We start from the raw sequence: 25,612 nt of genomic DNA, 5'->3' as shown, positions 1-25,612 counted from the left end.
TTTTGATTAAGCAGCTTTAGCGCTCATGTCGCTCGCCGGCGTTCACTCGAGGCTCAACGGCCTTCACATGATTCAACGTTCCGCATCGGGAGCATTTGATCTGGAGTTCGGTGTTCTCGCCCATGCGGGCCAGAAGTCTTTTGCAGTGACCGCATCTGAAATCCTTCAGCATCGAAAGCCCTCCCATTGGCGGCGGTTTGAAGCGCCTTGCGGCACAGGCATTCCAAAAAGCCCGGTTGCCCAGGCTTTTCAGTAATGCGCTTGATCTTTCGGCGCGACTGGCGCGGTACGGATCCATTCAAATTGTTCCTCCGACCGCGGCCCCTGCCCGCCGGATAACTGCTTCTGGTGCTTTACGCTGCACACCCGGGTCAGTTGCCAACCCTCTGAACCGTTAAAGGCCGGTTCATCGCTGCCTGTTGGTGGAACTAAAGAGCTTCGTTGCCAGCCGCTTTGTCGAGCGGCTTGGACACAGAATATGCATGGATGCATATACAGTCAATGCGTAAATGCATTTATTTATGCATGTCGAATGCGCTAATGCATGGAACCCTTGCAGATACGGGGTCGCGGGTTATCAGGAGGCGAAAAAAAACCCGCACGGTGGCGGGTTTTATCTGACAGCGCAGGGGTTAACGGGCGTACATGCCCCACCAGAAGACGTGACCGAGGATGACGATTTGTTCGTCTTGCATCTCCTGGAACGTGTAGTCCTCGTCCGGATGTTCATCACGGTTGAAGCTGCGCAGGCGAATGCCGGTGGGCAGGCGGTAAAGCTGCTTTACCCGCAACTGGCCGTTGTGATTGATGGCGTAGAGATCACCGTCGACGATGTCGCCGATCCCACACTTGCCCGCATTCACCCCGACCGTCGCACCGTCGCGCAGCACCGGCAACATACTGTTGCCGCGCACGGTCACGCACTTGGCCTGGTCGAACTGCACGCCGTTATGGCGCAGGCTGCGCTTGCCGAAGCGCAGGCTGGAGCGCTCGCTTTCCTCGATGACGAATCTTCCTGATCCAGCAGCCAATTCAACCTCACGCAGAAAAGGAACGGACACCTCGTCTTCCTCGACGGGCGTGTCATCGTCCCACAGGCTTATGTCCTTGAGTTCGGAATGCGGCTCTTCGCGACGGCTGCCGCCGGCCGACGCAATGTCGGCGCGCCCGCGCAACTGATCGGTGCTCACAGCGAAATATTCGGCGATCTTCGAGATGTGTTTATCCGAGGGATCGACGATCTTGCCGCTGAGAATCCGCGAGAGAGTGGACTGAGGCACGCCGGTACGCCGGTGAAGCTCCGTAGGGGAGATCCCGTGCTGATCGAGCAATGCTCTTAATACGATAGAAACGTTGCGTTTTTGCATAACGCGCATAATGCTTGTTCTTTTTGCGGAAGACAAATGCTGATTCGCATAAATATGCAATTCCAGCCAGTTGCATTCATTGTGGCGAGGGAGCTTGCTCCCGCTTGACCGGGCTGGCGCTCCAGTGCGAAGCGCTCACAAAAAAGGGTCTGCTGCGCAGCCCAGCGGGAGCAAGCTCCCTCGCCACGGAATCGCCCTACACGCCCTTGGGAAAAGGCTCCAAAGCCGTCCTTCAAATGTGCGACGCAAGGCTACGTTTTCTTGCGCCTCTGCCTACAACTACGCCAGAATCCGTCGGCTTGTGCGCCTTGGACCCCACCGGTACCTTGACTCCATCACTGCCCATCAGTGATCGGGTTTAGTAGCTCGGTATTCCAAGGTGCTCACTGCTCCATTCAGCCTGGTGTTTCTTACCTGTGCTCAATGGTAGCTGTGCGCAGGGCGCCCTCGGGCGCGCCGGTTCCTTGGATCCCCGGTCTACTAACCTGCGTACAGCTGCCACCCATCTCGTTTAGTAGCGGATTGGTAGCGGCTCCAACTTAAGGATCCAAGACTATGGTGTCGATAAGGTTGACTACCATATCCCTGAGCAACACACGCGGGCGGACCTAGAGGCCTTGCTCGAAGCACCGTCAGGAGGGCATCTATGATTTCGATCAAGCTTGGCTTGTCCAAAGGAACCAAAAGCACCTTCGCCGATTTTATTCGTAACGCGAAATCGGATCAAAAGAAGCGTGTTTATAGCGAGGTTTTGACGGAAGCTACCAAGCAGCAAAACCTGGTCATGATGCAGGCCGAGGCGAAACGAGCCTGATTTCAAGACTGAAGCGAAGCCCGACCATGCGTCGGGCTTTTTTTTGCCTGGTTCGTGCTTCACAGATATTTTTTCGCCACATGTAGGGCAAATTTGGAGGACAAAAGCCCAGTTTCACTAACCTTATCGAAGCACTCATCCCTGGGTCGCCCCCCACCCCCCATGTTAACCTTGCACCCATCGCGGAAAAGCCGGGCCAATGCCCCTCCTTTTGCCCTACACCTTTCAACGAGCTTCCCTGATACCCATGAATACCGCCGTGAACGACCTGTCCTCTCACACGCCGATGATGCAACAGTACTGGCGCCTGAAGAACCAGCACCCCGACCAGCTGATGTTCTACCGCATGGGCGATTTCTACGAGATCTTCTACGAGGACGCGAAGAAAGCCGCCAAGCTGTTGGACATCACCCTGACGGCGCGTGGGCAATCGGCGGGCATGGCGATTCCGATGTGTGGGATTCCTTACCACGCGGCGGAAGGTTATCTGGCGAAGCTGGTCAAGCTAGGCGAATCCGTGGTGATCTGCGAGCAAGTCGGCGACCCGGCCACCAGCAAAGGCCCTGTTGACCGCCAGGTCGTGCGGATCATCACCCCGGGCACGGTCAGTGACGAAGCCTTGCTGGATGAACGCCGGGACAACCTGATCGCTGCGGTGTTGGGCGATGAGCGCCTGTTCGGCCTGGCGGTGCTGGACATCACCAGCGGCAATTTCTCGGTGCTGGAAATCAAGGGCTGGGAAAACCTCCTGGCGGAGCTGGAGCGGGTCAACCCGGTGGAACTGTTGATTCCCGATGATTGGCCCAAAGACCTGCCGGCGGAAAAACGCCGTGGCGTACGTCGTCGGGCGCCGTGGGATTTTGAGCGTGACTCAGCGTTGAAAAGTCTCTGCCAGCAATTCTCCACACAAGACCTCAAGGGCTTTGGTTGCGAGAACCTGACCTTGGCCATTGGCGCCGCCGGTTGCCTGCTGGCTTACGCCAAGGAAACCCAGCGTACCGCCCTGCCCCATTTGCGCAGCCTGCGTCACGAACGCCTGGATGACACGGTGGTGCTGGACGGCGCGAGCCGACGCAACCTGGAGCTGGACACCAACCTGGCCGGCGGGCGCGACAACACCCTGCAATCGGTGGTCGACCGCTGCCAGACCGCCATGGGCAGCCGCCTGCTGACCCGCTGGCTGAACCGTCCGCTGCGGGACCTGACCGTTTTGCTGGCGCGCCAGACCTCCATCACCTGCCTGCTCGACCGCTATCGTTTCGAGCAGTTGCAACCGCAGCTCAAGGAAATCGGCGACATCGAGCGGATCCTCGCCCGTATCGGCTTGCGCAACGCCCGGCCCCGCGATTTGGCGCGCTTGCGCGATGCCCTCGGCGCATTGCCCGAACTTCAGGTGGCAATGACTGACCTCGAAGCGCCGCACCTGCAACAACTGGCGCGCACCACCAGCACCTACCCGGACCTGGCCGCACTGCTGGAAAAAGCCATTATCGACAACCCGCCGGCGGTGATCCGCGACGGTGGCGTGCTGAAAACCGGCTACGACGCCGAACTCGACGAGCTGCAATCGTTGAGCGAAAACGCCGGCCAGTTCCTGATCGACCTCGAAGCTCGGGAAAAGGCCCGAACGGGCCTCGCCAACCTCAAGGTCGGCTACAACCGCATCCACGGTTATTTCATCGAACTGCCGAGCAAGCAGGCCGAGCAAGCCCCAGCCGACTACATTCGCCGCCAGACCCTCAAGGGCGCCGAGCGTTTCATCACCCCGGAACTCAAGGCCTTCGAAGACAAGGCGCTGTCGGCCAAGAGTCGCGCCCTTGCCCGCGAGAAGATGCTCTACGAAGCGTTGCTCGAAGACCTGATCAGCCAGCTCCCACCGTTGCAGGACACCGCCGGCGCACTGGCGGAGCTGGACGTCTTGAGCAACCTGGCCGAGCGCGCACTGAACCTGGACCTCAACTGCCCGCGCTTCGTCAGCGAGCCGTGCATGCGCATCAGCCAGGGACGTCACCCGGTCGTCGAGCAGGTGTTAACCACGCCGTTCGTGGCCAACGACCTGAGCCTGGACGACAACACCCGCATGCTGGTGATCACCGGTCCGAACATGGGCGGTAAATCGACCTACATGCGCCAGACCGCGCTGATCGTGCTGCTGGCACATATCGGCAGTTTCGTGCCGGCGGCGAGCTGCGAACTGTCCCTGGTGGACCGCATCTTCACCCGGATCGGCTCCAGCGACGACTTGGCCGGCGGGCGTTCGACCTTCATGGTGGAAATGAGCGAAACCGCGAACATCTTGCACAACGCCACCGAGCGCAGTTTGGTGCTGATGGACGAAGTCGGCCGTGGCACCAGCACGTTCGACGGCCTGTCCCTGGCGTGGGCGGCGGCCGAACGCCTGGCCCAGTTGCGGGCCTACACGTTGTTCGCCACGCATTATTTCGAACTGACGGTGTTGCCGGAGAGCCAGCCGCTGGTGGCCAACGTCCACCTCAACGCCACCGAGCACAACGAACGCATCGTGTTCCTGCACCACGTACTGCCGGGCCCGGCCAGCCAGAGCTACGGTTTGGCAGTAGCGCAGCTGGCCGGCGTACCAAGCGACGTCATTACACGTGCCCGCGAGCACCTGAGTCGCCTGGAAACCACCAGCCTGCCGCACGAAGTACCTCGACCAACCAAAGGCAAACCAGCCGTGCCGCAGCAAAGCGACATGTTCGCCAGCCTGCCGCACCCGGTGCTCGATGAACTGGCCAAGCTTGACCTTGATGACATGACCCCGCGTCGGGCACTGGATTTACTCTATACATTGAAGACACGGATCTAACGCACAAGCTTTCAAGCTGTTAGAATCTCGCGCGGTTTGGGACGCTGCGACCTTATTAGCCTGGGTTTGCAGATTATCGCTCCCAAACCTTGCGACCCCGCCGTGAAGGGGCTTCGCTGCAGCCGCCTGAGGAGAGAATTAGAAATGACCTTCGTCGTCACCGACAACTGCATCAAGTGCAAGTACACCGACTGCGTAGAAGTGTGTCCGGTGGACTGCTTTTACGAAGGGCCGAATTTCCTGGTCATCCACCCGGACGAGTGCATCGACTGCGCCCTGTGTGAACCGGAATGCCCGGCAAATGCCATTTTCTCGGAGGACGAAGTGCCAGCCGGCATGGAAAACTTCATCGAGCTGAACGCCGAACTGGCGGACATCTGGCCGAACATCACCGAGAAGAAAGACGCCCTGCCGGACGCCGAAGAGTGGGATGGCAAGACTGGCAAGATCGCAGATCTGGAACGCTGATTATCCAGCGTTTACTGAAAAGGCCCCTTGCGGGCCTTTTTGCTTTTCCGAGCATGGCAAATCGCGGACAAAAAAAGGGGCGGTTTGACCCGCCCACATTTTTTCCCTAATCCCTTTAATCCTTTTCATCGTCCTGATGAATCGCTCCTGCGATGTCCTTCCTGCCCATCGTCCTTGGTGGGTGTGTCTGTCCGTCGACACAGGACTGATATTAGTATTTTGCCGCGCCAGTGCAATCGGGCTCGTCCGTCCCCTTTCCCGCTGTAACGCCTCAGTCACAAACAATAAATCCTTATAGAACAACGAAATAGAAAAAATCTACGCCCTTGTTAGTCATCTATCCTATCAGCGGGAAACCGAACACTTACGTAACACTAGGCAAAGGCTTACAAGCCGAAACTACAAATTAGGTAGGACTTGAAAAGTTGCCGCCGGAAAACGCAAAAGCCCCGAACCAGTCGGGGCTTTTTCTACTGTGCTTGCGTGAGGTGTTATTGGAACAACGATTCGCTCGACAACCCATTTTTCTCCAGGATCTCCCGGAGGCGCTTGAGGCCTTCGACCTGGATCTGCCTGACCCGCTCCCGAGTCAAACCAATCTCCAGGCCGACGTCTTCAAGCGTGCTGCTCTCATGACCGCGCAAGCCGAAGCGGCGAATGACCACTTCCCGTTGCTTGTCCGTGAGTTCCGAGAGCCACTGGTCGATGCTCTGGGACAGGTCATCATCTTGGAGCAATTCGCACGGGTCGGTCGGACGGTCATCGGTGAGAGTATCGAGCAGGGTCTTGTCCGAATCCGGCCCCAGCGAAACGTCCACCGAGGAAACCCGCTCGTTGAGACCCAGCATGCGCTTGACCTCACCCACCGGTTTTTCCAGCAGGTTGGCGATTTCTTCGGGCGAAGGTTCATGGTCGAGTTTCTGGGTCAATTCACGAGCGGCCCGCAGGTACACGTTCAGTTCCTTGACCACATGAATCGGCAACCGGATGGTCCGGGTCTGATTCATGATTGCCCGTTCAATGGTCTGGCGAATCCACCAAGTGGCATAGGTCGAGAAACGGAAGCCGCGCTCAGGATCGAATTTCTCGACGGCGCGAATCAGCCCCAGGTTGCCCTCTTCAATCAGGTCCAGCAGCGAAAGCCCACGATTGACGTAACGTCGGGCGATTTTCACCACCAGGCGCAGGTTACTTTCAATCATGCGTTTTCGACCGGCAGGGTCGCCGCTTTGCGACAGGCGCGCAAAATGAACTTCTTCCTCGGGGGAGAGCAGCGGCGAAAAACCGATTTCGTTGAGGTAAAGCTGAGTGGCGTCCAGCGCCCGGGTGTAGTCGATGTACTTATGTTGTTTAAGTGAAGCGGAGTGTTTGGATTTGGCACGAACGGAAGGTGGAGTCGCCCCTTCATCATTCGACATCGAATCCATAGCGATGCCGGTGTCCATCAGGAGCACCTCATCGTCGATGTCAAACTCCGGCACTTCTTTACTGAGAGCCATTGTTATAGTCCTTTGGTGAGTTCGACCTCAAGCTCGAGCGACGCCTTTATCCTTGGCAACGCTGGAGCCTGTTCCCTCTACGTGACGGAACAGGCTGACAACTGAATCAACGACGTGGCAGGAATTGCAGCGGATCTACGGGCTTACCTTGTCGGCGAATCTCAAAATGAAGTTTCACCCGGTCCGTACCCGTCGAGCCCATTTCGGCAATTGTCTGTCCGACCTTGACCTGCTGCCCCTCCCGAACCAACAGCCTGCGGTTGTGACCGTAGGCACTGACGTAGGTATCGCTGTGTTTGATGATCACGAGTTCGCCGTAGCCCCTTAAACCACTCCCGGCGTACACAACCGTGCCATCAGACGCGGCTAAAACAGGCTGTCCCAAATCCCCGGCGATATCAATTCCTTTATTCAAACTACCGTTTGAAGAGAATTTTCCAATGAGAACGCCATTAGAAGGCCACCCCCAGCCGGTCGGGGCGGGGCCTGCCGGAGGCATCGGCGCGGGCGCCGGCTTGTTCGCGACGGACGGTACAGTCGCCGTTGCAGCACCGGCCGGACGACGAATGACCGTGGTTTTGCTCGAGGATGAAGGGGTCGAACCCGACTGCGTGACGACCGCGGTCGGCGTTGAACCGCTGCGACCATCAAAGCGAATTGTCTGACCCGGATGGATCGTATAAGGCGCAGGAATGTTGTTACGAGCCGCGAGGGCTTTGTAGTCCCAGCCGTAGCGAAAAGCGATGGAAAACAGCGTATCGCCGCGACGGACTACATACTGGCCGGTCGTCACTGTAGGACGTTGTGGCGTCGCATTGTTGCGATCGACCACCCGGACGTTACCCGATGGCGTACTGGAACAACCGACCAGCAAGGTACTCAAGAGAAGGCCAGTCACCAGGCGCTTAAAGCTCGTGATACCCATACGCTGCGCAATGACTGTGAGACTCACCCGCCGCTCCCTTTGTGGTGGCTGAAGAAATGGATAGCTGCCTGTCCAGGCAGACCTGTTGCCCCGTGGCTGACCGATACCGCTCCTTTATAAAGGAAGCGCGAAAGGCCGCCGCACACGTTTGCTCGACGCTGTTGAACGCTGTTTGACAGGCCAGTGCTCGACTGACCGGTGCAGCCGTAAGACACAGCCCATGCCATGGAATTCAGCGCTCGTTTATAAATGCTCAGGCCAACGGTCCATTGAGCAACGGCACAAAACGCACTGCCCCGAGGACGTGTCGCGAAAAACCGTGCTCTTCGCGAACGATCAACATCAGTTGCTGGACTTCGCCCGCGCCTACCGGAATGACCAGGCGCCCGCCGGGGGCGAGTTGATCCAGCAAGGCCTGCGGCACGTCCGTGGCAACGGCCGTGACAATGATGCCGTTATAAGGCGCCAGCGCCGGCCAGCCTTCCCAACCGTCGCCCCAGCGAAACACCACGTTGCGCAGGTTCAACTCCACCAGGCGTTCCTTGGCGCGATCCTGCAGCACCTTGATGCGCTCCACGGAAAACACCCGCTCCACCAGTTGCGACAATACCGCGGTCTGGTAACCCGACCCCGTGCCGATCTCCAGCACCTTGTCCAACGGCCCTGCCTCAAGCAGCAACTCGCTCATGCGAGCGACCATATAAGGCTGGGAAATGGTCTGGTTGTGGCCGATCGGCAACGCGGTGTCTTCGTAGGCACGATGGGCCAAGGCCTCATCGACGAACAGATGCCGTGGCGTGCGACGGATCACTTCCAGCACCTGGGCGTTGGACAGCCCTTCTTCGTAGAGCCGCTGGATCAGTCGCTCCCGGGTACGCTGGGAGGTCATGCCGATTCCGCGGCGGAGCATATCGTCTTGTTCGCGAGCCATCAGCGCAGCCCCTCCAGCCAGCCATCGAGATGTCGAAAGGCATCGTTGAAGGTCCGATCGAGCTGCAAGGGCGTGATCGAGACATAGCCTTGCATGACCGCATGAAAGTCCGTGCCAGGCCCGCCGTCCTCGGCATCGCCGGCGGCTGCGATCCAGTAGCCGGCCTTGCCGCGCGGGTCGACGACGTGCATCGGTTTGGCGGCGCGGGCGCGATGGCCCAGGCGGGTCAGTTGGATGCCGCGAATATGGTCAAGCGGCAGATTCGGGATGTTCACATTCAGCACCGTGCGCGGCGGCAGGTCCAGCTCGCCATGGGCCTGCACCAGTTTACGGGCGAAGTAGGCGGCGGTGGGCAAGTTATCGACCTGCCGTGAAACAAACGAAAAGGCAAACGAAGTATGGTTCAGGAAACGGCCTTCCAGGGCCGCCGCGACAGTACCGGAATACAGCACGTCATCGCCAAGATTAGCGCCCAGGTTGATACCTGAGACCACCATGTCCGGCTCGCGCTCCAACAGGCCGTTGAGGCCCAGGTGCACACAATCGGTCGGCGTGCCGTTGATACTGATGAAGCCGTTGTCCAGATAGCAGGGGTGCAGCGGACGGTCGAGCGTCAGCGAACTGCTGGCGCCGCTTTTGTCCTGGTCCGGGGCGATGACCACGCACTCGGCAAAATCCGCCAGTGCAGCATAAAGCGCGGCAAGGCCGGGTGCTGTCACCCCGTCGTCGTTAGAAATCAGAATACGCATGGGCTGTCCGTCTGCCCTACCGGCACCAGATCGACGAGTTCGCGCACCAAGACAGTGGCGAAGCATCCGGCCGGCAGGACGAATTCCAATTGCAGAATGTCAGGCGAGGGATAATGCCACGACAGCCCGCCGATGGGCAGTCGCAGGATGCGACGTTCGTGACTCATTCCCGCGTTTATCAACCAGTCTCGCAACGATGCCTCGCTTTCGGCGACGGCCTGCTCAAGCTCGAAGACCGCGCCAGCGGTCGGCGAAGGGCCTTCGCCCCACTGAGGCCCGGTCGGGTGCAGATCGAGGATTGCCAGGCGCGGATCGCTGCATTCAGCTTCGCCCGCCGGGAAGAAACTGCGGCTGTCAGTGAACGCCAGCAAATCGCCTACCTGGGCGGTTTGCCAGGTGCCATCGGCCACCCGGGCCGCCAGCACTTTGTTAAATAGAAAGCTACGGGCCGTGGACAGCAGGCGCGAACGCACGTTGCGCTGCTCCGGCAATGCCCCACGAGCAGCCCAGGCACGGGCATCAACGACGTTGCCACCGTCATGGCCAAAGCGCTGGGCGCCGAAATAGTTCGGAATGCCTTGGCGAATAATCTGTTGCAGACGCGCTTCGATAGCCTCTTTGTCGCCCTTGAACTGGGTCAGGCGCAGGGTGAAACCATTGGCCGAATGCGCGCCGCGCTGCAGCTTGCGCCGATGGCGACCGGTCTTGAGAATCTTCAGCGTTTCATTTTCCGCCGCCGACAAATCCGGGTCGGCCTTGCCTGGCAGTTGCACGCTGAACCACTGGCGGGTCAGGGCTTGGCGATCCTTGAGCCCGGCATAGCTGACCGTGCGCAACGGTACCCCGGCAGCCTTGGCAATGCGTCGGGCCGCTTCTTCGGTGTTCAGGCCGCGTTTTTCAACCCAGATCCACAAATGCTCGCCATCGCCACTCAACGGAATATCGAGCACTTCATCGACCTGGAAATCTTCCGCCGTGGCCTTGAGTACCGCGCTGCCCAGCGACTCACCGTAGGCCCGCGGGCCCAATAGTTCGAGTTCGGTCATGGGCGCAGCAACAACGCAACGGAATGGACGGCAATACCTTCTTCGCGACCGACGAAGCCAAGCTTCTCGGTGGTGGTGGCTTTCACGTTCACCTGGTCCAGCTCAACCTGCAGATCCTCGGCAATCCGCAGGCGCATCGCTTCGACGTGTGGCGCCATCTTGGGCGCCTGGGCAACGATCGTGTTGTCGACGTTGCCGATTTTCCAGCCTTTGGCGTGGATCAACGAAACCACGTGACGCAGCAACACGCGGCTATCGGCGCCCTTGAATTGCGGGTCGGTGTCCGGGAAGTATTTGCCGATATCGCCCAAGGCGGCCGCGCCAAGCAATGCATCGCTCAGAGCGTGCAGCAAAACGTCACCGTCAGAATGCGCGAGCAGCCCGAAGCCGTGTGCGATACGCACGCCGCCCAGAGTAATGAAGTCGCCTTCAGCGAAACGGTGAACATCGTAGCCGTGGCCAATACGCATAAAAAAACGCCCCGATTTTTGTCAGGGCGTGATTCTACCTGCATTAGCCGTTCAGGGCGCGTGCATGATGTTGCAAGTGTTCATCGATGAAGCTGGCGATGAAAAAGTAGCTGTGGTCATAGCCCGGTTGCAGGCGCAGTTCCAAAGGATGGTCGGCCGCCTTGGCGGCTTGTTGCAAGGCTTCGGGCTTGAGCTGGTTGGCCAGGAAATCGTCACGATCACCCTGATCCACCAGCAGCGGGAGCTTTTCACCGGCCTCGGCGATCAACGCACAGGCATCCCACTCACGCCATTTCGAGCGGTCTTCCCCCAGGTAGCGGGAGAAAGCTTTCTGCCCCCATGGGCAATCCATGGGGTTGTTGATCGGCGAAAACGCCGATACCGAGCGATAACGCCCGGGGTTGCGCAACGCGCAGACCAGCGCGCCATGCCCACCCATGGAGTGACCACTGATGCCACGTTTATCAGACGCCGGGAAATGGGCTTCGACCAGCGCCGGCAATTCCTGCACGACGTAGTCATGCATCCGATAATGCCGCGCCCAAGGATCCTGCGTGGCGTTGACATAAAAGCCCGCGCCGAGCCCGAAGTCCCAGGCGCCATCCGGATCGCCCGGCACGTCGGCGCCACGGGGGCTGGTGTCCGGCGCGACAATGATCAGCCCCAACTCGGCAGCCAAGCGCTGGGCCCCGGCCTTCTGCATGAAGTTTTCGTCGGTGCAGGTCAGTCCGGACAACCAATACAGCACCGGCAGCTTGCGACCCTGCTCGGCCTGCGGCGGCAGGTAGACGGCAAACACCATGTCACAACCAAGCACTTCGGAACGGTGTCGGTAACGCTTGTGCCAGCCGCCGAAGCTTTTCTGGCAGGAAATGTTTTCCAGGCTCATGACCGACCTCAGAAATGAATAACGGTACGAATGCTCTTGCCTTCGTGCATCAGGTCAAAGGCCTTGTTGATATCTTCCAGGCCCATGGTGTGGGTAATGAACGTGTCCAGCGGGATCTCGCCTTTCTCGGCCATTTCCACGTAGCTGGGCAACTCGCTGCGACCGCGCACACCACCAAATGCCGAACCGCGCCAGACGCGCCCGGTCACCAACTGGAATGGACGGGTGGCTATTTCCTGCCCGGCCCCGGCCACGCCGATGATCACCGACTCGCCCCAACCTTTATGGCAGCATTCCAGCGCGGCACGCATCAGTTGAACGTTGCCGATGCACTCGAAGGAAAAGTCCACGCCGCCGTCGGTCATATCGACGATGACTTCCTGGATCGGACGGTCGAAGTCTTTCGGGTTGACGCAGTCGGTGGCACCGAGCTGCTTGGCGATTTCGAACTTGGCCGGGTTGATGTCGATGGCGATGATGCGCGAAGCCTTGGCTTTCACGGCGCCAATCACCGCTGACAGGCCGATGCCGCCCAGGCCAAAAATGGCCACGGTGTCACCCGGCTTGACCTTCGCGGTGTTGAGCACCGCGCCGATACCAGTGGTGACGCCACAACCCAGCAGGCAAACCTTTTCCAGCGGCGCTTCTTTTGGAATCTTCGCGACGGAGATTTCCGGCAACACGGTGTACTCGGAGAACGTCGAAGTACCCATGTAGTGGAAAATCGTCTCGCCCTTGTAGGAAAAACGCGAAGTGCCATCCGGCATCAAGCCCTTGCCCTGGGTAGCGCGAATCGCCTGACACAAGTTGGTCTTGCCCGACTTACAGAACTTGCACTGGCCGCACTCCGGGGTGTAGAGCGGAATCACGTGGTCGCCCACCGCTACCGAAGTCACGCCCTCACCGATGGCTTCGACAATCGCGCCGCCTTCGTGGCCGAGGATCGACGGAAAAATCCCCTCCGGATCGGCGCCGGACAAGGTGTAGGCATCGGTATGACAAACACCCGAAGCCACTACGCGCAGCAACACTTCGCCTGCCTTGGGCATGGCGACGTCGACTTCGACGATTTCCAGCGGTTTCTTGGCCTCGAAGGCAACGGCGGCGCGCGACTTGATCATTCGAATACTCCGGTAAATAAAAACGAGACAGGGAGTGTAATCCTCCACCGGACGATGAATAATCCGGCCGAAAGCAAAACATTATTGCTGTATAGGGATAATCTTCAATGTCCGATAGCCGCTGGGAAGGAATCGATGAGTTTGTCGCCGTGGCCGAATGCAGCCAATTCACCGCCGCCGCCGAACGCCTTGGGGTTTCTTCGTCCCATATCAGTCGCCAAATCGTACGGCTTGAAGAGCGCCTTCAAACACGATTGCTCTATCGAAGCACTCGCCGGGTAACGCTGACCGAAGCCGGCCAAACCTTCTTGCAGCATTGCCAGCGCCTCCAGGACGGACGCGAAGAAGCATTGCGGGCGGTGGGCGACCTGACCAGCGAACCCAAGGGCATGCTTCGAATGACCTGCGCCGTGGCCTACGGCGAACGGTTCATCGTGCCGTTGGTGACGCGGTTCATGGGGATTTATCCGCAGTTGCGGGTGGACATCGAACTGAGCAACCGGCCACTGGACCTGGTCCACGAAAGCCTGGACCTGGCGATTCGCCTCGGCCGTTTACAGGACTCGCGCCTGGTGGCCACGCGCCTGGCGCCACGGCAAATGTACCTGTGCGCTTCACCGTCCTATCTGGAACGCTACGGCCGGCCCCACAGTTTGTCTGAACTGAGTCGCCACAACTGCCTGATCGGCAGCTCCGACCTCTGGCAGCTAGAACAGAACGGCCGGGAATTTTCGCAGCGGATACAGGGAAACTGGCGTTGCAACAGTGGGCAGGCGGTGTTGGACGCTGCGCTGCAAGGCGTGGGGTTGTGCCAGCTTCCGGATTATTACGTGCTGGAGCACTTGAAAAGCGGTGCGTTGATTTCACTGCTGCAAGCCCATCAGCCTCCCAACACGGCGGTGTGGGCGTTGTATCCACAGCAGCGGCATTTGTCGCCGAAGGTGCGCAAGTTGGTGGATTACTTGAAGGAAGGGTTGGCGCAGCGGCCGGAATACCGCGGTTAGGAGCCGGCGGTTTCATGGGTATTGAACCCGTGTGGGCTAGCGGCGATTAGCCCAACGTTGACGCAACCACTCCAGATCTTCCGGCCGGGTGACCTTGATGTTGTCGGCCCGCCCTTCGATCAACCGAGGCGCCTGCCCCGCCCATTCCATGGCGGACGCTTCGTCGGTAATCAGCGCATCCGCCACCAAGCTGTCGGCCAAGGCCCGATGCAGGGCACCGAGGCGGAACATCTGCGGTGTATAGGCTTGCCAGATCACGCTGCGATCAACGGTTTCCAGCACGCGCCCGTGTTTATCGACGCGCTTGAGTGTGTCCCGCGCCGGGACGGCCAGCAGACCGCCGACCGGATCGATCGACAGCTCGCCCAGCAAAGTGTCCAGGTCTTCCCGGGCCAGGTTCGGCCGGGCGGCATCGTGTACCAGCACCCAATCATGATCATCGGCGCCCTGCTCGTGCAGATGCAGCAAGGCATTGAGCACCGAGTCCGAACGTTGCGCGCCTCCGTCTACACGCTGGATGCGCGGGTCGTCGGCACAACCCAGGGTCGGCCAGTAAGGGTCATCATGGGCAATGCTGACCACCACGCCCTTGACGGTCGGGTGATCGAGGAAACAGCCAAGGCTGTGTTCGAGAATAGTGCGCCCGGCCAGTTGCAGATATTGCTTGGGACGGTCCGCGGCCATTCGGGCGCCAACGCCCGCGGCAGGAATCACGGCCCAGAAGGCCGGTAGACGAATACTCATTGGGCGAGCTGATAGAGGGTTTCGCCCTCCTTGACCATGCCCAACTCATGACGGGCCCGCTCTTCCACGGTCTCCATGCCTTTTTTCAGTTCCATCACTTCGGCGTCCATTACCCGATTGCGCTCCAGCAGTGCTTCGTTTTCAGCGTGCTGATCGGCTATTTGCTGGGTCAGGTCGGCCACTTGCGCCAAGCTGCCGTTACCCACCCACAGGCGGTACTGCAGGCCGGCCAGCAACAAGAGCAAGACAAGGAACAACCAATTGGGACTGCGCATCGAATATCAGGTATCCAGTGAAAAAAGACCGCCATGCCAAACTTTGAAGCGTCTGATAGCACGAAGCCTGGAGAACCCAGGCTTGTGCTTGATAAGGCATCAGATTAGAGGCAAAACCGCCGTCATGGCGACCTTTGCGACAAAATCCGCTGTCTTTTTACCATTTACCGCTTAACCGCGAAACTCGGCGCGACCGTTGTACTTGGCCTTGCCATTCAACTGCTCTTCGATACGCAGCAGTTGGTTGTACTTGGACACGCGGTCGGAACGGCACAGCGAACCGGTCTTGATCTGGCCCGCCGCAGTGCCGACGGCCAGGTCGGCGATGGTCGAATCTTCGGTTTCACCGGAGCGGTGGGAGATCACGGCGGTGTAGCCGGCGGCCTTGGCCATCTGGATGGCTTCCAGGGTTTCGGTCAGGGTGCCGATCTGGTTGAACTTGATCAGGATCGAGTTGGCGATCTTCTTGTCGATGCCTTCTTTCAGGATCTTGGTGTTGGTCACGAACAAGTCGTCACCCACCAGCTGGGTTTTTTCGCCGATCTTGTCGGTGAGGATTTTCCAGCCGGCCCAATCGGACTCGTCCAGACCGTCTTCGATGGAGATGATCGGGTAACGTTCGGTCAGGCCCTTGAGGTAATCGGCGAAACCTTCGGCGGTGAACACCTGGCCTTCGCCGGACAGGTTGTACTTGCCGTCTTCGTAGAACTCACTGGCGGCGCAGTCCAGGGCCAGGGTCACGTCGGTGCCCAGTTTGTAGCCGGCGTTGGCCACGGCTTCGGAGATCACTTTCAGTGCGTCTTCGTTGGACGCCAGGTTCGGCGCGAAACCGCCTTCGTCGCCCACCGCAGTGCTCAGGCCACGGGCTTTGAGCACAGCCTTGAGGTGATGGAAGATCTCGGTGCCCATGCGCAGGCCTTCGGAGAAGGTCTTGGCGCCGACCGGCTGTACCATGAATTCCTGGATGTCGACGTTGTTATCGGCGTGCTCGCCGCCGTTGATGATGTTCATCATCGGCACCGGCATCGAGTAGACGCCCGGCGTACCGTTCAGGTTGGCGATGTGTGCATACAGCGGCAGGTCCTGGTCCTGGGCGGCAGCCTTGGCAGCGGCCAGGGAAACGGCGAGGATCGCATTGGCGCCCAGGGTGGCTTTGTTTTCAGTACCGTCGAGCTTGATCATGGCCTGATCGAGGGCTTTCTGGTCGGCAGGATCCTTGCCCAGCAACAGGTCGCGGATCGGACCGTTGATGTTGGCGACGGCTTTCAGCACGCCCTTGCCCAGGTAACGGCTCTTGTCGCCATCACGCAGCTCCAGCGCTTCGCGCGAGCCAGTGGAAGCACCGGACGGCGCGCAGGCGCTGCCGATGATGCCGTTGTCGAGAAGCACGTCCGCTTCGACAGTGGGGTTGCCACGGGAGTCGAGAACTTCACGACCTTTGATGTCGACGATTTTTGCCATTGTTGTAAACACTCCAAAGTTGACGAAAACGACGCAGCGAGAGGAAATCTTTTACCGTCGGCGGGCAGAAAGCAGCGGGCAGGCTTGCCGACGATAACGCCCGGCCCGCAGGCCAGAGCGTTTATCGAGCGGTACTTTACCGGAGAAAGCCGTATTACGCGGTTTCTATCGTCGGAAAACCCTTGACCAGCTCGTCCAGCGACTTGAGCTGAGACAGGAAAGGTTCCAGCTTGTTCAAGCGCAAGGCACAGGGGCCGTCACACTTGGCGTTGTCCGGATCAGGATGGGCTTCGAGGAACAGGCCCGCCAGGGACTGGCTCATGCCGGCCTTGGCCAGGTCGGTCACCTGGGCGCGACGTCCGCCGGCGGAGTCGGAACGACCGCCGGGCATTTGCAACGCATGGGTCACGTCGAAGAACACCGGATACTCGAACTGCTTCATGATGCCGAAGCCGAGCATGTCCACTACCAGGTTGTTGTAGCCGAAGCTCGAACCACGCTCGCAGAGGATCAACTGGTCGTTCCCGGCTTCTTCGCACTTGCTCAGGATGTGCTTCATTTCCTGGGGCGCGAGGAACTGGGCTTTCTTGATATTGATCACCGCGCCGGTCTTGGCCATCGCCACTACCAAGTCGGTCTGGCGCGACAGGAAGGCCGGCAACTGGATGATGTCGCAGACCTCGGCGACCACCGCAGCCTGGGCCGGCTCGTGGACGTCGGTAATGATCGGCACGCCGAAGGCTTGCTTGATGTCCTGGAAGATCCGCATGCCTTCTTCCAGGCCGGGGCCACGGTAAGAAGTGACCGACGAGCGGTTGGCCTTGTCGAAGCTGGCCTTGAAGACATAAGGGATGCCCAGCTTCTGGGTGACCTTCACGTATTCTTCGCAGACCTGCATCGCCATGTCGCGGCTTTCCAGCACGTTCATGCCGCCGAACAGCACCATGGGCTTGTCGTTGGCAATCTCGATGTCGCCGACGCGGATGATCTTCTGGGCCATGGTCTTATGCCTTCTTCTGGTGTTGAGCCAAAGCGGCTTTCACGAAACCGCTGAACAACGGATGACCGTCGCGCGGTGTCGAGGTGAACTCCGGGTGGAACTGGCAAGCGACAAACCATGGGTGATCCGCCGCCTCGACCACTTCAACCAGCGCGCCGTCACCGGAGCGGCCGGAAATCTTCAGGCCGGCTTCGATCAGTTGCGGCAGCAGGTTGTTGTTCACTTCGTAGCGATGACGATGGCGCTCGACGATCACATCCTTGGCGTAGCAATCGTGCACTTTGGAGCCGGCTTCAAGCAGGCATTCCTGGGCGCCGAGGCGCATGGTGCCGCCCAGGTCCGACGTTTCGGTACGCACTTCCACGGCACCGGTGGCGTCTTCCCACTCGGTGATCAGGCCGACGACCGGGTGGCCGCTGGCACGATCGAACTCGGTGGAGTTGGCGTCCTTCCAGCCCATCACGTTACGGGCAAACTCGATGACCGCCACTTGCATGCCCAGGCAGATGCCCAGGTACGGCACCTTGTTTTCACGAGCGTATTGCACCGCGGTGATCTTGCCTTCTACACCCCGCAGGCCAAAGCCGCCGGGCACGAGGATCGCATCGGCGCCTTCGAGCAGACCGGTGCCCTGGTTCTCGATGTCTTCGGAATCGATGTAGCGCAGGTTGACCTTGGTGCGGTTGCTGATACCGGCGTGGCTCATCGCTTCGATCAGCGACTTGTAGGCGTCAAGCAGTTCCATGTACTTGCCGACCATGGCGATGGTGACTTCGTGCTCAGGGTTGAGCTTGGCATCGACCACGGCCTCCCATTCGGACAGGTCGGCGCTCGCGCACTGCAGACCGAAGCGCTCGACGACAAAGTCGTCCAGGCCTTGGGCGTGCAGGATGCCCGGGATCTTGTAGATGGTGTCGGCGTCTTCGAGGCCGATCACCGCGCGCTCTTCAACGTTGGTGAACTGGGCGATCTTGCGACGCGAGGAAATGTCGATCGGGTGATCGGAGCGGCAGATCAGCACGTCCGGCTGCAGGCCGATGGAGCGCAGTTCCTTGACCGAGTGCTGGGTCGGCTTGGTCTTGGTTTCGCCCGCGGTAGCGATGTACGGCACCAGCGTCAGGTGCATCAGCATCGCGCGCTTGGCGCCGATTTCGAAACGCAGTTGGCGGATAGCCTCGAGGAACGGCTGGGACTCGATATCGCCCACGGTACCGCCGATCTCGACCATCGCCACGTCGGCGTCGCCGGCACCCTTGATGATGCGGCGCTTGATCTCGTCGGTGATGTGCGGGATGACCTGGATGGTCGCGCCCAGGTAATCACCACGGCGCTCTTTGCGCAGCACGTGCTCGTAGACACGGCCGGTGGTGAAGTTGTTGTTCTGGGTCATGGTCGTGCGGATGAACCGCTCGTAGTGGCCCAGGTCCAGGTCGGTCTCGGCGCCGTCGTGGGTGACGAACACTTCACCGTGCTGGAACGGGCTCATGGTGCCCGGGTCGACGTTGATGTACGGGTCCAGCTTGAGCATGGTGACCTTAAGTCCCCGCGCCTCCAGGATGGCCGCCAATGAAGCCGAGGCAATGCCTTTCCCCAATGAAGAAACAACACCGCCCGTGACGAATATGTAGCGCGTCATGAAAAACCCTAGAAGTCTGCGTTAAAGCGGTCCGAGCCGCCGGGGAAAGCGAAGGAAGGCCGAAGCCCCCGATCACCTGCATTAATCACAGTGCACCTTTCAAAAAAACCGCCGCGTCGGGACAGACCGGAGGTGAAATCACCGGTACGTTGCTCGCTACACATTTTTTGGAATCGCCCAGCAAAGACTGCTTGGTAATCGGCAACTCCTGCAATTCAGGCGAATCCACAGAAGTTGTATCAAGAAGGGAGCGTAGTCTACCGGAAAGCCCCTTTCAGCTCAAACCCAGATCTTGGCTTTCATGGCTGCCAGATCAACTGCCAACCGCGATCAGCACTGCCGTCGAGCCCCGCAAGGCTCGCCACCGCCAGCAATTGCTCGCCACGGTACAGCAGCGGCCATCGACCACGAGCGAACGCCGGCACGCCGCTTTCGTTGAACAAACGCTTGAGGTCACGGTGGCCGCGCCCCGGCAATTGCATGACTTCGCCGCCCTGGCGATAACGGATGCAGAGCGGACCGGCGGGAATCGCGCCGCGCAGCATCACCCGGCCATTGCCCGGCAGCGACAATGGCGAGTCGATCCGAGGCCATTGAATAGGACCCGCGACCGCTCGCAACCAGCGGTCGGATAACCAAAAGATTCGTCCGCCTGAACGGTGCAACTCGCCATCCGCCAATCGCCAGACCGGATGGGCATCTTCCTTTGCATCACGCAACGAATCCCAGCCGGCCCAATGATCGCTGTCGGGAAGCCTCGTCACCGAGGCCAACCAATGGCTCAAGACATTGCGCTGGCGGGCTGGTGACAATGCTTGCAATGGCGCCAGCTCAAGCGATCGCAATCCAAGCCAGTCGAACGCGCCAGGCGTCAGGACTCGCCCCAGATCGATCTGCGCCAGATCGTCCAGCAAACCTTGGGCCTCGCTCAGGTGCGCGGCACTGCGGGCCAGGGTCATCGAAGCCTGGGGCCATTGCTCGGTCAATGCCGGAAAAACTCGCTGGCGCAGGTAGTTGCGCGCGTAGCGATGATCATCGTTGGAAGGGTCTTCGACCCATTTCAGGCCCTGTTGCGCCGCATAGGTTTGCAGCTCGGCGCGGGACACATCGAGCAACGGCCGCAGCAAATGGCCCTGCCCCAAGGGACGTTGCCTCGGCATTGCCGACAAACCCCTCACCCCCGCTCCGCGCAGCAAGCGAAACAGCAGGGTTTCGGCCTGGTCGTCCCGGTGCTGGGCGGTGAGCAGCGCGTCGTTGTCATGCGTCGCCGCGATGAACGCTCCATAACGCGCATCCCGGGCAGCGCGCTCGACGCTGGCGCCGGGACGAACCCGGACACTGACCACCTGCAGCGGCACTCCCAGCGCCTCGCAAACCCGCTGACAATGGTCCGGCCAGGCATCAGCCACAGCCTGGAGGCCGTGATGCACATGGATAGCGCTTAGCGCAGGCAAGGTTTGGTTTTTTGCCAGGGAGACGAGCAGATGCAGCAGGACGGTGGAATCGAGACCACCGGAGAAGGCGATGCGCCAGTTGGCGGCGTCGCGCCAAGGGGCTAGCTCTGCGAGGAGACGGGTTGGCAGATCCACGCCGGGGTTCATAGGATTCAGCCTTGGGACGAGCCCATGTGGGAGCGAGACAGCTCGCCCCACATGGATGCAGCGCTCAGATCAGAGACCGTAGCTCATCAACCGCTCATAGCGACGGGTCAACAGTTCATCGTTGTCGAACTTCTTCAACATCGACAACTGCGAACTCAGCTCGGCGCGGACCAGTGCCGCGGCCGCCGCTGGGTCACGATGGGCGCCGCCCACCGGCTCGCCGATCACTTTGTCGACGATGCCCAGGCCTTTGAGACGCTCGGCGGTGATGCCCATGGCCTCAGCGGCATCCGGCGCTTTCTCGGCGGTTTTCCACAGGATCGAGGCGCAGCCTTCCGGCGAGATCACCGCGTAGGTGGAATATTGCAGCATGTTCAACTGGTCGCAGACGCCAATGGCCAACGCACCGCCGGAACCGCCTTCGCCAATCACGGTGGCGATGATCGGGGTTTTCAGGCGTGCCATGACACGCAGGTTCCAGGCGATCGCTTCGCTCTGGTTGCGCTCTTCGGCGTCGATACCCGGATAGGCGCCCGGCGTGTCGATGAAGGTCAGGATCGGCATCTTGAAGCGCTCGGCCATTTCCATCAGGCGGCAGGCCTTGCGGTAGCCTTCCGGACGCGGCATGCCAAAATTGCGGCGCACTTTCTCGCGTACTTCGCGGCCCTTCTGGTGACCGATGATCATGACCGGCTGGTCGTCCAGGCGAGCGACACCGCCGACAATCGCGGCGTCGTCGGAGAAATGACGGTCACCGTGGAGCTCATCGAACTCGGTGAAGATGTGTTCAATGTAGTCCAGGGTGTAGGGGCGACGCGGATGACGCGCCAGACGCGCGATCTGCCAGCTGGTCAGCTTGCCGAAGATGTCTTCGGTGAGCGTGCGGCTTTTGTCCTGCAGCCGAGAGATTTCATCGCCGATATTCAGCGAATTGTCGTTACCGACCAAGCGCAACTCTTCAATCTTGGCTTGAAGGTCGGCGATCGGCTGTTCGAAATCTAGAAAATTCGGGTTCATAGGCGTCCGTCTTGGGTCGACGTCCAAGAGAGCTTGGGCCGGCCGGTTGTCTATTCGCGCCCTACCTTAAGGGAGAGGCGCGTTCAGGTCGAGATTAAAAATTCGAGTCGAGGTCAGGGGCGCTCTGGGTTCAAGAGTGGCACCTGGCCGTCAACGGTATTGGAGGAAGACGTTGTCTTTGCCGAACTGGTCACGCAAGGCTTGAATCAACGCATCCGCCGGATCGATCCGCCAGCCCTCGCCGAACTGCAACACGGCCTTGGCGTCGGGGCGCACGTACTCCATGGTGATCGGGCACGCACCGCGATGGCGCTTGAACAACTCGCCCAACCAGCGTAGCTGATCGCCCTTCAAGTCCTGGGTCTGCAACTTCAGGCGCAGGCTTTCGGCGAGGTTGGTACGGGCATCTTCCATGCTCATCACCCGCTTGACCCGCAGCCGCAGGCCACCGGAAAAGTCGTCGTTGCTGACTTCGCCTTCCACCACCACCATCGCGTCGGTCTGCAACAGCGACTGCGCCGAATGAAACGCATCGGCGAACAACGAAGCCTCGATGCGCCCGGAGCGGTCGTCGAGGGTGATGAAGCCCATCTTGTCGCCCTTTTTGTTTTTCATCACCCGCAGGGCAATGATCATACCGGCGACGGTTTGTGTATCGCGAGCGGGCTTGAGGTCGATGATGCGCTGGCGGGCGAAGCGGCGGATCTCGCCTTCGTACTCGTCGATCGGGTGACCGGTCAGGTACAGGCCCAAGGTGTCTTTCTCACCCTTGAGGCGTTCCTTGAGGGTCAGTTCCTTGGCCTTGCGATGGTTGGCGTAGACATCGGCGTCTTCTTCGACGAACAGCCCGCCAAACAGGTCGGCGTGACCGCTGTCGTGGGTGCGCGCCGTTTGCTCGGCGGCCTTGATCGCCTCTTCCATCGCCGCAAGCAACACCGCGCGGTTGCGATCGATATTGGCCTGATAGGCCTTGGGCTCATCCTGGAAGTAAGGGCCCAGGCGGTCCAGCGCGCCACTGCGGATCAAACCGTCAAGGGTGCGCTTGTTGATACGCTTGAGGTCGACCCGCGCGCAGAAATCAAACAGGTCCTTGAACGGCCCGTCCTGGCGCGCCTCGGTGATTGCCTCCACCGGCCCCTCGCCCACGCCCTTGATCGCGCCGAGGCCGTAGATGATCCGGCCCTCGTCGTTCACCGTGAACTTGAACTCCGAAGCGTTCACGTCCGGCGCATCGAGGCGCAGCTTCATGGTCCGCACTTCTTCGATCAAGGTCACGACCTTGTCGGTGTTGTGCATATCCGCCGAGAGTACCGCCGCCATGAACGGCGCCGGGTAATGCGCCTTCAGCCAGGCGGTCTGGTACGACACCAGGCCGTAGGCGGCGGAGTGGGATTTGTTGAAGCCGTAGCCGGCGAATTTTTCCACCAGGTCGAAGATGTTGCCGGCCAGGTCAGGGTCAATGCCGTTGGTCGCGCAACCTTCGATGAAGCCGCCGCGCTGCTTGGCCATCTCCTCGGGTTTTTTCTTACCCATGGCCCGACGCAGCATGTCCGCGCCGCCGAGGGTGTAGCCGGCCATCACCTGGGCAATTTGCATCACCTGTTCCTGGTACAGGATGATGCCATAGGTCGGCGCCAGTACTGGCTTCAAGCCTTCGTACTGATAATCGATGTGCGGGTACGCCAGCTCGGCGCGACCGTGCTTACGGTTGATGAAGTCATCCACCATGCCCGATTGCAGGGGGCCCGGGCGGAACAGGGCCACGAGTGCAATGAGGTCTTCCAGGCAGTCGGGCTTGAGCTTCTTGATCAGCTCCTTCATGCCTCGGGATTCAAGCTGGAACACCGCGGTGGTTTCGGCTTTTTGCAGCAGGCTGTAGGTCGGCTTGTCATCCAGCGGGATGAAGGCAATGTCCAGCGGCGCTTCGCCAACCTTGGCGCGGTCGCGGTTGATGGTCTTGAGCGCCCAGTCGATGATGGTCAGGGTACGCAGGCCGAGGAAGTCGAACTTCACCAGGCCGGCCGCCTCGACGTCATCCTTGTCGAACTGGGTCACCAGGCCATCGCCTTCTTCATCGCAATAAATTGGCGAGAAGTCAGTCAGCTTGGTCGGCGCGATCACCACGCCACCGGCGTGCTTGCCGACGTTACGCACCACGCCTTCAAGCTTGCGGGCCATTTCCCAGATTTCCGCGGCCTCTTCATCGACCTTGATGAAGTCCCGCAGGATTTCTTCCTGCTCGTAGGCCTTTTCCAGGGTCATGCCGACTTCAAACGGGATCATTTTCGACAGGCGATCCGCCAGGCCGTAGGACTTGCCTTGCACCCGCGCCACGTCGCGCACCACAGCCTTGGCGGCCATGGAACCGAAGGTGATGATCTGGCTTACGGCGTTGCGGCCGTATTTCTCGGCCACGTAGTCGATTACCCGGTCACGACCATCCATGCAGAAGTCGACGTCGAAGTCGGGCATGGAAACCCGTTCCGGGTTGAGGAAACGTTCGAACAGCAGGTCGTATTCCAGCGGGTCGAGGTCGGTGATCTTCTGCACATAGGCCACCAGCGACCCGGCACCCGAACCCCGGCCTGGACCGACCGGCACACCGTTGCTCTTGGCCCACTGGATAAAGTCCATCACGATCAGGAAGTAACCGGGGAACCCCATCTGGATGATGATATCCAGCTCGAAATTCAACCGGTCGACGTAGACCTGGCGCTTGGCTTCGTAATCTTCGGTGGTGTCCTTGGGCAGCAGGACGCTCAGGCGTTCCTCAAGGCCGTCGAAGGACACTTTGCGAAAATATTCGTCGATGGTCATGCCATCGGGAATCGGGAAGTTGGGCAGGAAGTGCTTGCCCAGCTTCACTTCGATGTTGCAGCGCTTGGCGATCTCGACGGTGTTTTCCAACGCCTCGGGCAAGTCGCTGAACAGCTCGGCCATTTCCTCGGCGCTCTTGAGGTATTGCTGGTCGCTGTAATTCTTCGACCGACGCGGGTCGTCGAGGGCCCGGCCTTCACCGATGCAAACACGGGTTTCGTGGGCTTCGAAATCTTCCTGCTTGATGAACCGCACGTCGTTGGTCGCCACCACCGGCGCGCCGATCCTGTCGGCCAGGGCCACGGCGGCGTGCAGGTGTTCTTCGTCATTGGGGCGATTGGTGCGCTGAACCTCGATGTAGAAGCGGTCGGGAAACACCGCCATCCAGTCACGGGCCAGGGTCTCGGCTTCCTCGGGGTTGCCACTGAGCAGGGCCAGGCCGATTTCACCCTCCTTGGCCGCCGACAGCATGATCAGCCCTTCACTGGCCTCGGCCACCCACTCGCGCTCGATGATGATCGAGCCGTTGCGCTGGCCATCGATAAAGCCACGGGAGATCAGTTCGGTGAGGTTGCGATAACCCTGGGCGTTCATCACCAACAGGCTGATACGGCTCAGCGGCGCGTCCGGGTCCTTGTTCGACAGCCACAGGTCGGCGCCACAGATCGGCTTGATCCCGGCGCCCATGGCGGCCTTGTAGAACTTGACCAGCGAACACATGTTGTTCTGGTCGGTGACCGCCACGGCAGGCATGTTCATGCCCACCAGGGTCTTGACCAGTGGCTTGATCCGCACCAGACCGTCGACCAGGGAGTATTCAGTGTGCAGGCGTAGATGAACGAATGAAGCCGGCATAGTGATCCTGCGTTAAGTCATGAAAACAACCAGGCCCGGATTGTACCGGGCCTTGGGTAAAACATCAGCCAGCAACTCATGCTGTCCACCTGGGGA

At 60.0% G+C, this 25,612-nt stretch carries 21 protein-coding genes and 1 pseudogene; 4 read left to right on the top strand and 18 right to left on the bottom strand.

The window, feature by feature from the left end:
- Window positions 1–16: 16 nt before the first annotated feature.
- Both HU742_RS22700 and HU742_RS22695 read right to left on the bottom strand, forming a co-directional pair.
- Window positions 17–172, bottom strand: coding sequence for a Com family DNA-binding transcriptional regulator (locus HU742_RS22700; protein ID WP_186644248.1), 156 nt, complete (start codon window positions 170–172; stop codon window positions 17–19).
- A gap of 460 nt (window positions 173–632) precedes the next feature.
- The gene (locus HU742_RS22695; RefSeq protein ID WP_186635495.1) at window positions 633–1,367 is read right to left on the bottom strand and encodes a LexA family transcriptional regulator; all 735 of its coding nucleotides are present in this window, start codon (window positions 1,365–1,367) and stop codon (window positions 633–635) included.
- A 646-nt stretch (window positions 1,368–2,013) separates the two neighbouring features.
- Here HU742_RS22695 and HU742_RS22690 point away from each other — a divergent pair.
- The 3 genes from HU742_RS22690 (at window position 2,014) to fdxA (ending at window position 5,476) form a co-directional block, all read left to right on the top strand.
- On the top strand, window positions 2,014–2,181 hold the full coding sequence (locus tag HU742_RS22690; protein ID WP_186611217.1) for a hypothetical protein: 168 nt from the start codon (window positions 2,014–2,016) through the stop codon (window positions 2,179–2,181).
- A 259-nt stretch (window positions 2,182–2,440) separates the two neighbouring features.
- Window positions 2,441–5,008, top strand: a complete 2,568-nt coding sequence (mutS, locus tag HU742_RS22685) for a DNA mismatch repair protein MutS (RefSeq protein WP_186644246.1) — start codon at window positions 2,441–2,443, stop codon at window positions 5,006–5,008.
- A 144-nt stretch (window positions 5,009–5,152) separates the two neighbouring features.
- On the top strand, window positions 5,153–5,476 hold the full coding sequence (gene fdxA, locus HU742_RS22680) for a ferredoxin FdxA (protein ID WP_030139464.1): 324 nt from the start codon (window positions 5,153–5,155) through the stop codon (window positions 5,474–5,476).
- Window positions 5,477–5,967: 491 nt separating this feature from the next.
- On the opposite strand, the gene rpoS is transcribed toward fdxA, so the two are convergent.
- The 8 genes from rpoS to HU742_RS22640 form a co-directional block, all read right to left on the bottom strand.
- On the bottom strand, window positions 5,968–6,975 hold the full coding sequence (gene rpoS / locus HU742_RS22675; RefSeq protein ID WP_186611216.1) for an RNA polymerase sigma factor RpoS: 1,008 nt from the start codon (window positions 6,973–6,975) through the stop codon (window positions 5,968–5,970).
- Between the two features lie 106 nt (window positions 6,976–7,081).
- A complete protein-coding gene (locus HU742_RS22670) occupies window positions 7,082–7,927 on the bottom strand; it encodes a peptidoglycan DD-metalloendopeptidase family protein (RefSeq protein WP_186635064.1) in 846 nt (281 codons plus the stop codon).
- Between the two features lie 226 nt (window positions 7,928–8,153).
- Window positions 8,154–8,789 (bottom strand): protein-L-isoaspartate(D-aspartate) O-methyltransferase, encoded by a 636-nt coding sequence (locus HU742_RS22665; protein ID WP_161796107.1) that lies wholly within the window; start codon window positions 8,787–8,789, stop codon window positions 8,154–8,156.
- 41 nt (window positions 8,790–8,830) lie between these two features.
- Entirely contained in the window at window positions 8,831–9,580 is a 750-nt protein-coding gene (surE, locus tag HU742_RS22660) for a 5'/3'-nucleotidase SurE (protein WP_186635061.1), read from the bottom strand.
- Window positions 9,568–10,626, bottom strand: a complete 1,059-nt coding sequence (gene truD, locus HU742_RS22655) for a tRNA pseudouridine(13) synthase TruD (protein ID WP_186644193.1) — start codon at window positions 10,624–10,626, stop codon at window positions 9,568–9,570. Before truD ends, surE begins: the two co-directional genes overlap by 13 nt.
- Window positions 10,623–11,096, bottom strand: coding sequence for a 2-C-methyl-D-erythritol 2,4-cyclodiphosphate synthase (gene ispF / locus HU742_RS22650; protein ID WP_186644191.1), 474 nt, complete (start codon window positions 11,094–11,096; stop codon window positions 10,623–10,625). Before ispF ends, truD begins: the two co-directional genes overlap by 4 nt.
- 43 nt (window positions 11,097–11,139) lie before the next feature.
- The gene (gene fghA, locus HU742_RS22645) at window positions 11,140–11,985 is read right to left on the bottom strand and encodes an S-formylglutathione hydrolase (protein WP_186644189.1); all 846 of its coding nucleotides are present in this window, start codon (window positions 11,983–11,985) and stop codon (window positions 11,140–11,142) included.
- A gap of 8 nt (window positions 11,986–11,993) precedes the next feature.
- Complete coding sequence (locus HU742_RS22640; RefSeq protein ID WP_025212132.1) at window positions 11,994–13,106, bottom strand: S-(hydroxymethyl)glutathione dehydrogenase/class III alcohol dehydrogenase; 1,113 nt, start codon at window positions 13,104–13,106, stop codon at window positions 11,994–11,996.
- Window positions 13,107–13,213: 107 nt separating this feature from the next.
- On the opposite strand from HU742_RS22640, the gene HU742_RS22635 reads away from it, so the two are divergent.
- Window positions 13,214–14,110 (top strand): LysR substrate-binding domain-containing protein, encoded by an 897-nt coding sequence (locus tag HU742_RS22635; protein ID WP_186644187.1) that lies wholly within the window; start codon window positions 13,214–13,216, stop codon window positions 14,108–14,110.
- 36 nt (window positions 14,111–14,146) lie between these two features.
- Here HU742_RS22635 and ispD read toward each other — a convergent pair whose 3' ends face one another.
- From ispD to dnaE, 8 genes and pseudogenes are all read right to left on the bottom strand, one after another.
- Complete coding sequence (gene ispD, locus HU742_RS22630) at window positions 14,147–14,854, bottom strand: 2-C-methyl-D-erythritol 4-phosphate cytidylyltransferase (RefSeq protein ID WP_186644185.1); 708 nt, start codon at window positions 14,852–14,854, stop codon at window positions 14,147–14,149.
- Entirely contained in the window at window positions 14,851–15,129 is a 279-nt protein-coding gene (gene ftsB, locus HU742_RS22625) for a cell division protein FtsB (RefSeq protein ID WP_024779031.1), read from the bottom strand. Before ftsB ends, ispD begins: the two co-directional genes overlap by 4 nt.
- Window positions 15,130–15,300: 171 nt before the next feature.
- The gene (eno, locus tag HU742_RS22620; RefSeq protein WP_186611208.1) at window positions 15,301–16,590 is read right to left on the bottom strand and encodes a phosphopyruvate hydratase; all 1,290 of its coding nucleotides are present in this window, start codon (window positions 16,588–16,590) and stop codon (window positions 15,301–15,303) included.
- Window positions 16,591–16,744: 154 nt separating this feature from the next.
- Window positions 16,745–17,590, bottom strand: coding sequence for a 3-deoxy-8-phosphooctulonate synthase (gene kdsA / locus HU742_RS22615; RefSeq protein ID WP_122565457.1), 846 nt, complete (start codon window positions 17,588–17,590; stop codon window positions 16,745–16,747).
- Between the two features lie 4 nt (window positions 17,591–17,594).
- Complete coding sequence (gene pyrG, locus HU742_RS22610; RefSeq protein ID WP_186611207.1) at window positions 17,595–19,226, bottom strand: CTP synthase; 1,632 nt, start codon at window positions 19,224–19,226, stop codon at window positions 17,595–17,597.
- Between the two features lie 274 nt (window positions 19,227–19,500).
- Window positions 19,501–20,827, bottom strand: a pseudogene (tilS, locus tag HU742_RS22605) (tRNA lysidine(34) synthetase TilS).
- A 69-nt stretch (window positions 20,828–20,896) separates the two neighbouring features.
- Complete coding sequence (locus HU742_RS22600; protein ID WP_186635044.1) at window positions 20,897–21,844, bottom strand: acetyl-CoA carboxylase carboxyltransferase subunit alpha; 948 nt, start codon at window positions 21,842–21,844, stop codon at window positions 20,897–20,899.
- A 150-nt stretch (window positions 21,845–21,994) separates the two neighbouring features.
- Window positions 21,995–25,516, bottom strand: a complete 3,522-nt coding sequence (dnaE, locus tag HU742_RS22595) for a DNA polymerase III subunit alpha (RefSeq protein ID WP_186644178.1) — start codon at window positions 25,514–25,516, stop codon at window positions 21,995–21,997.
- Between the last annotated feature and the right edge of the window lie 96 nt (window positions 25,517–25,612).

The sequence above is a fragment of the Pseudomonas marvdashtae genome, from assembly GCF_014268655.2.
In the GTDB taxonomy this organism is placed as follows: Bacteria; Pseudomonadota; Gammaproteobacteria; order Pseudomonadales; family Pseudomonadaceae; genus Aquipseudomonas; species Aquipseudomonas marvdashtae.
The sequence above is the reverse complement of the archived record's forward strand: the minus strand, read 5'-3'. Positions and strand labels throughout refer to the sequence as shown.

Bases quoted from the DNA above. Each gene is read 5' to 3' on its own strand.
- HU742_RS22700 (WP_186644248.1), bottom strand. From the start codon at position 172: ATGCTGAAGGATTTCAGATGCGGTCACTGCAAAAGACTTCTGGCCCGC.
- HU742_RS22695 (WP_186635495.1), bottom strand. From the start codon at position 1,367: ATGCAAAAACGCAACGTTTCTATCGTATTAAGAGCATTGCTCGATCAG.
- HU742_RS22690 (WP_186611217.1), top strand. From the start codon at position 2,014: ATGATTTCGATCAAGCTTGGCTTGTCCAAAGGAACCAAAAGCACCTTC.
- fdxA (WP_030139464.1), top strand. From the start codon at position 5,153: ATGACCTTCGTCGTCACCGACAACTGCATCAAGTGCAAGTACACCGAC.
- rpoS (WP_186611216.1), bottom strand. From the start codon at position 6,975: ATGGCTCTCAGTAAAGAAGTGCCGGAGTTTGACATCGACGATGAGGTG.
- HU742_RS22665 (WP_161796107.1), bottom strand. From the start codon at position 8,789: ATGACCTCCCAGCGTACCCGGGAGCGACTGATCCAGCGGCTCTACGAA.
- surE (WP_186635061.1), bottom strand. From the start codon at position 9,580: ATGCGTATTCTGATTTCTAACGACGACGGGGTGACAGCACCCGGCCTT.
- truD (WP_186644193.1), bottom strand. From the start codon at position 10,626: ATGACCGAACTCGAACTATTGGGCCCGCGGGCCTACGGTGAGTCGCTG.
- ispF (WP_186644191.1), bottom strand. From the start codon at position 11,096: ATGCGTATTGGCCACGGCTACGATGTTCACCGTTTCGCTGAAGGCGAC.
- fghA (WP_186644189.1), bottom strand. From the start codon at position 11,985: ATGAGCCTGGAAAACATTTCCTGCCAGAAAAGCTTCGGCGGCTGGCAC.
- HU742_RS22640 (WP_025212132.1), bottom strand. From the start codon at position 13,106: ATGATCAAGTCGCGCGCCGCCGTTGCCTTCGAGGCCAAGAAACCGCTG.
- HU742_RS22635 (WP_186644187.1), top strand. From the start codon at position 13,214: ATGTCCGATAGCCGCTGGGAAGGAATCGATGAGTTTGTCGCCGTGGCC.
- ispD (WP_186644185.1), bottom strand. From the start codon at position 14,854: ATGAGTATTCGTCTACCGGCCTTCTGGGCCGTGATTCCTGCCGCGGGC.
- ftsB (WP_024779031.1), bottom strand. From the start codon at position 15,129: ATGCGCAGTCCCAATTGGTTGTTCCTTGTCTTGCTCTTGTTGCTGGCC.
- eno (WP_186611208.1), bottom strand. From the start codon at position 16,590: ATGGCAAAAATCGTCGACATCAAAGGTCGTGAAGTTCTCGACTCCCGT.
- kdsA (WP_122565457.1), bottom strand. From the start codon at position 17,590: ATGGCCCAGAAGATCATCCGCGTCGGCGACATCGAGATTGCCAACGAC.
- pyrG (WP_186611207.1), bottom strand. From the start codon at position 19,226: ATGACGCGCTACATATTCGTCACGGGCGGTGTTGTTTCTTCATTGGGG.
- HU742_RS22600 (WP_186635044.1), bottom strand. From the start codon at position 21,844: ATGAACCCGAATTTTCTAGATTTCGAACAGCCGATCGCCGACCTTCAA.
- dnaE (WP_186644178.1), bottom strand. From the start codon at position 25,516: ATGCCGGCTTCATTCGTTCATCTACGCCTGCACACTGAATACTCCCTG.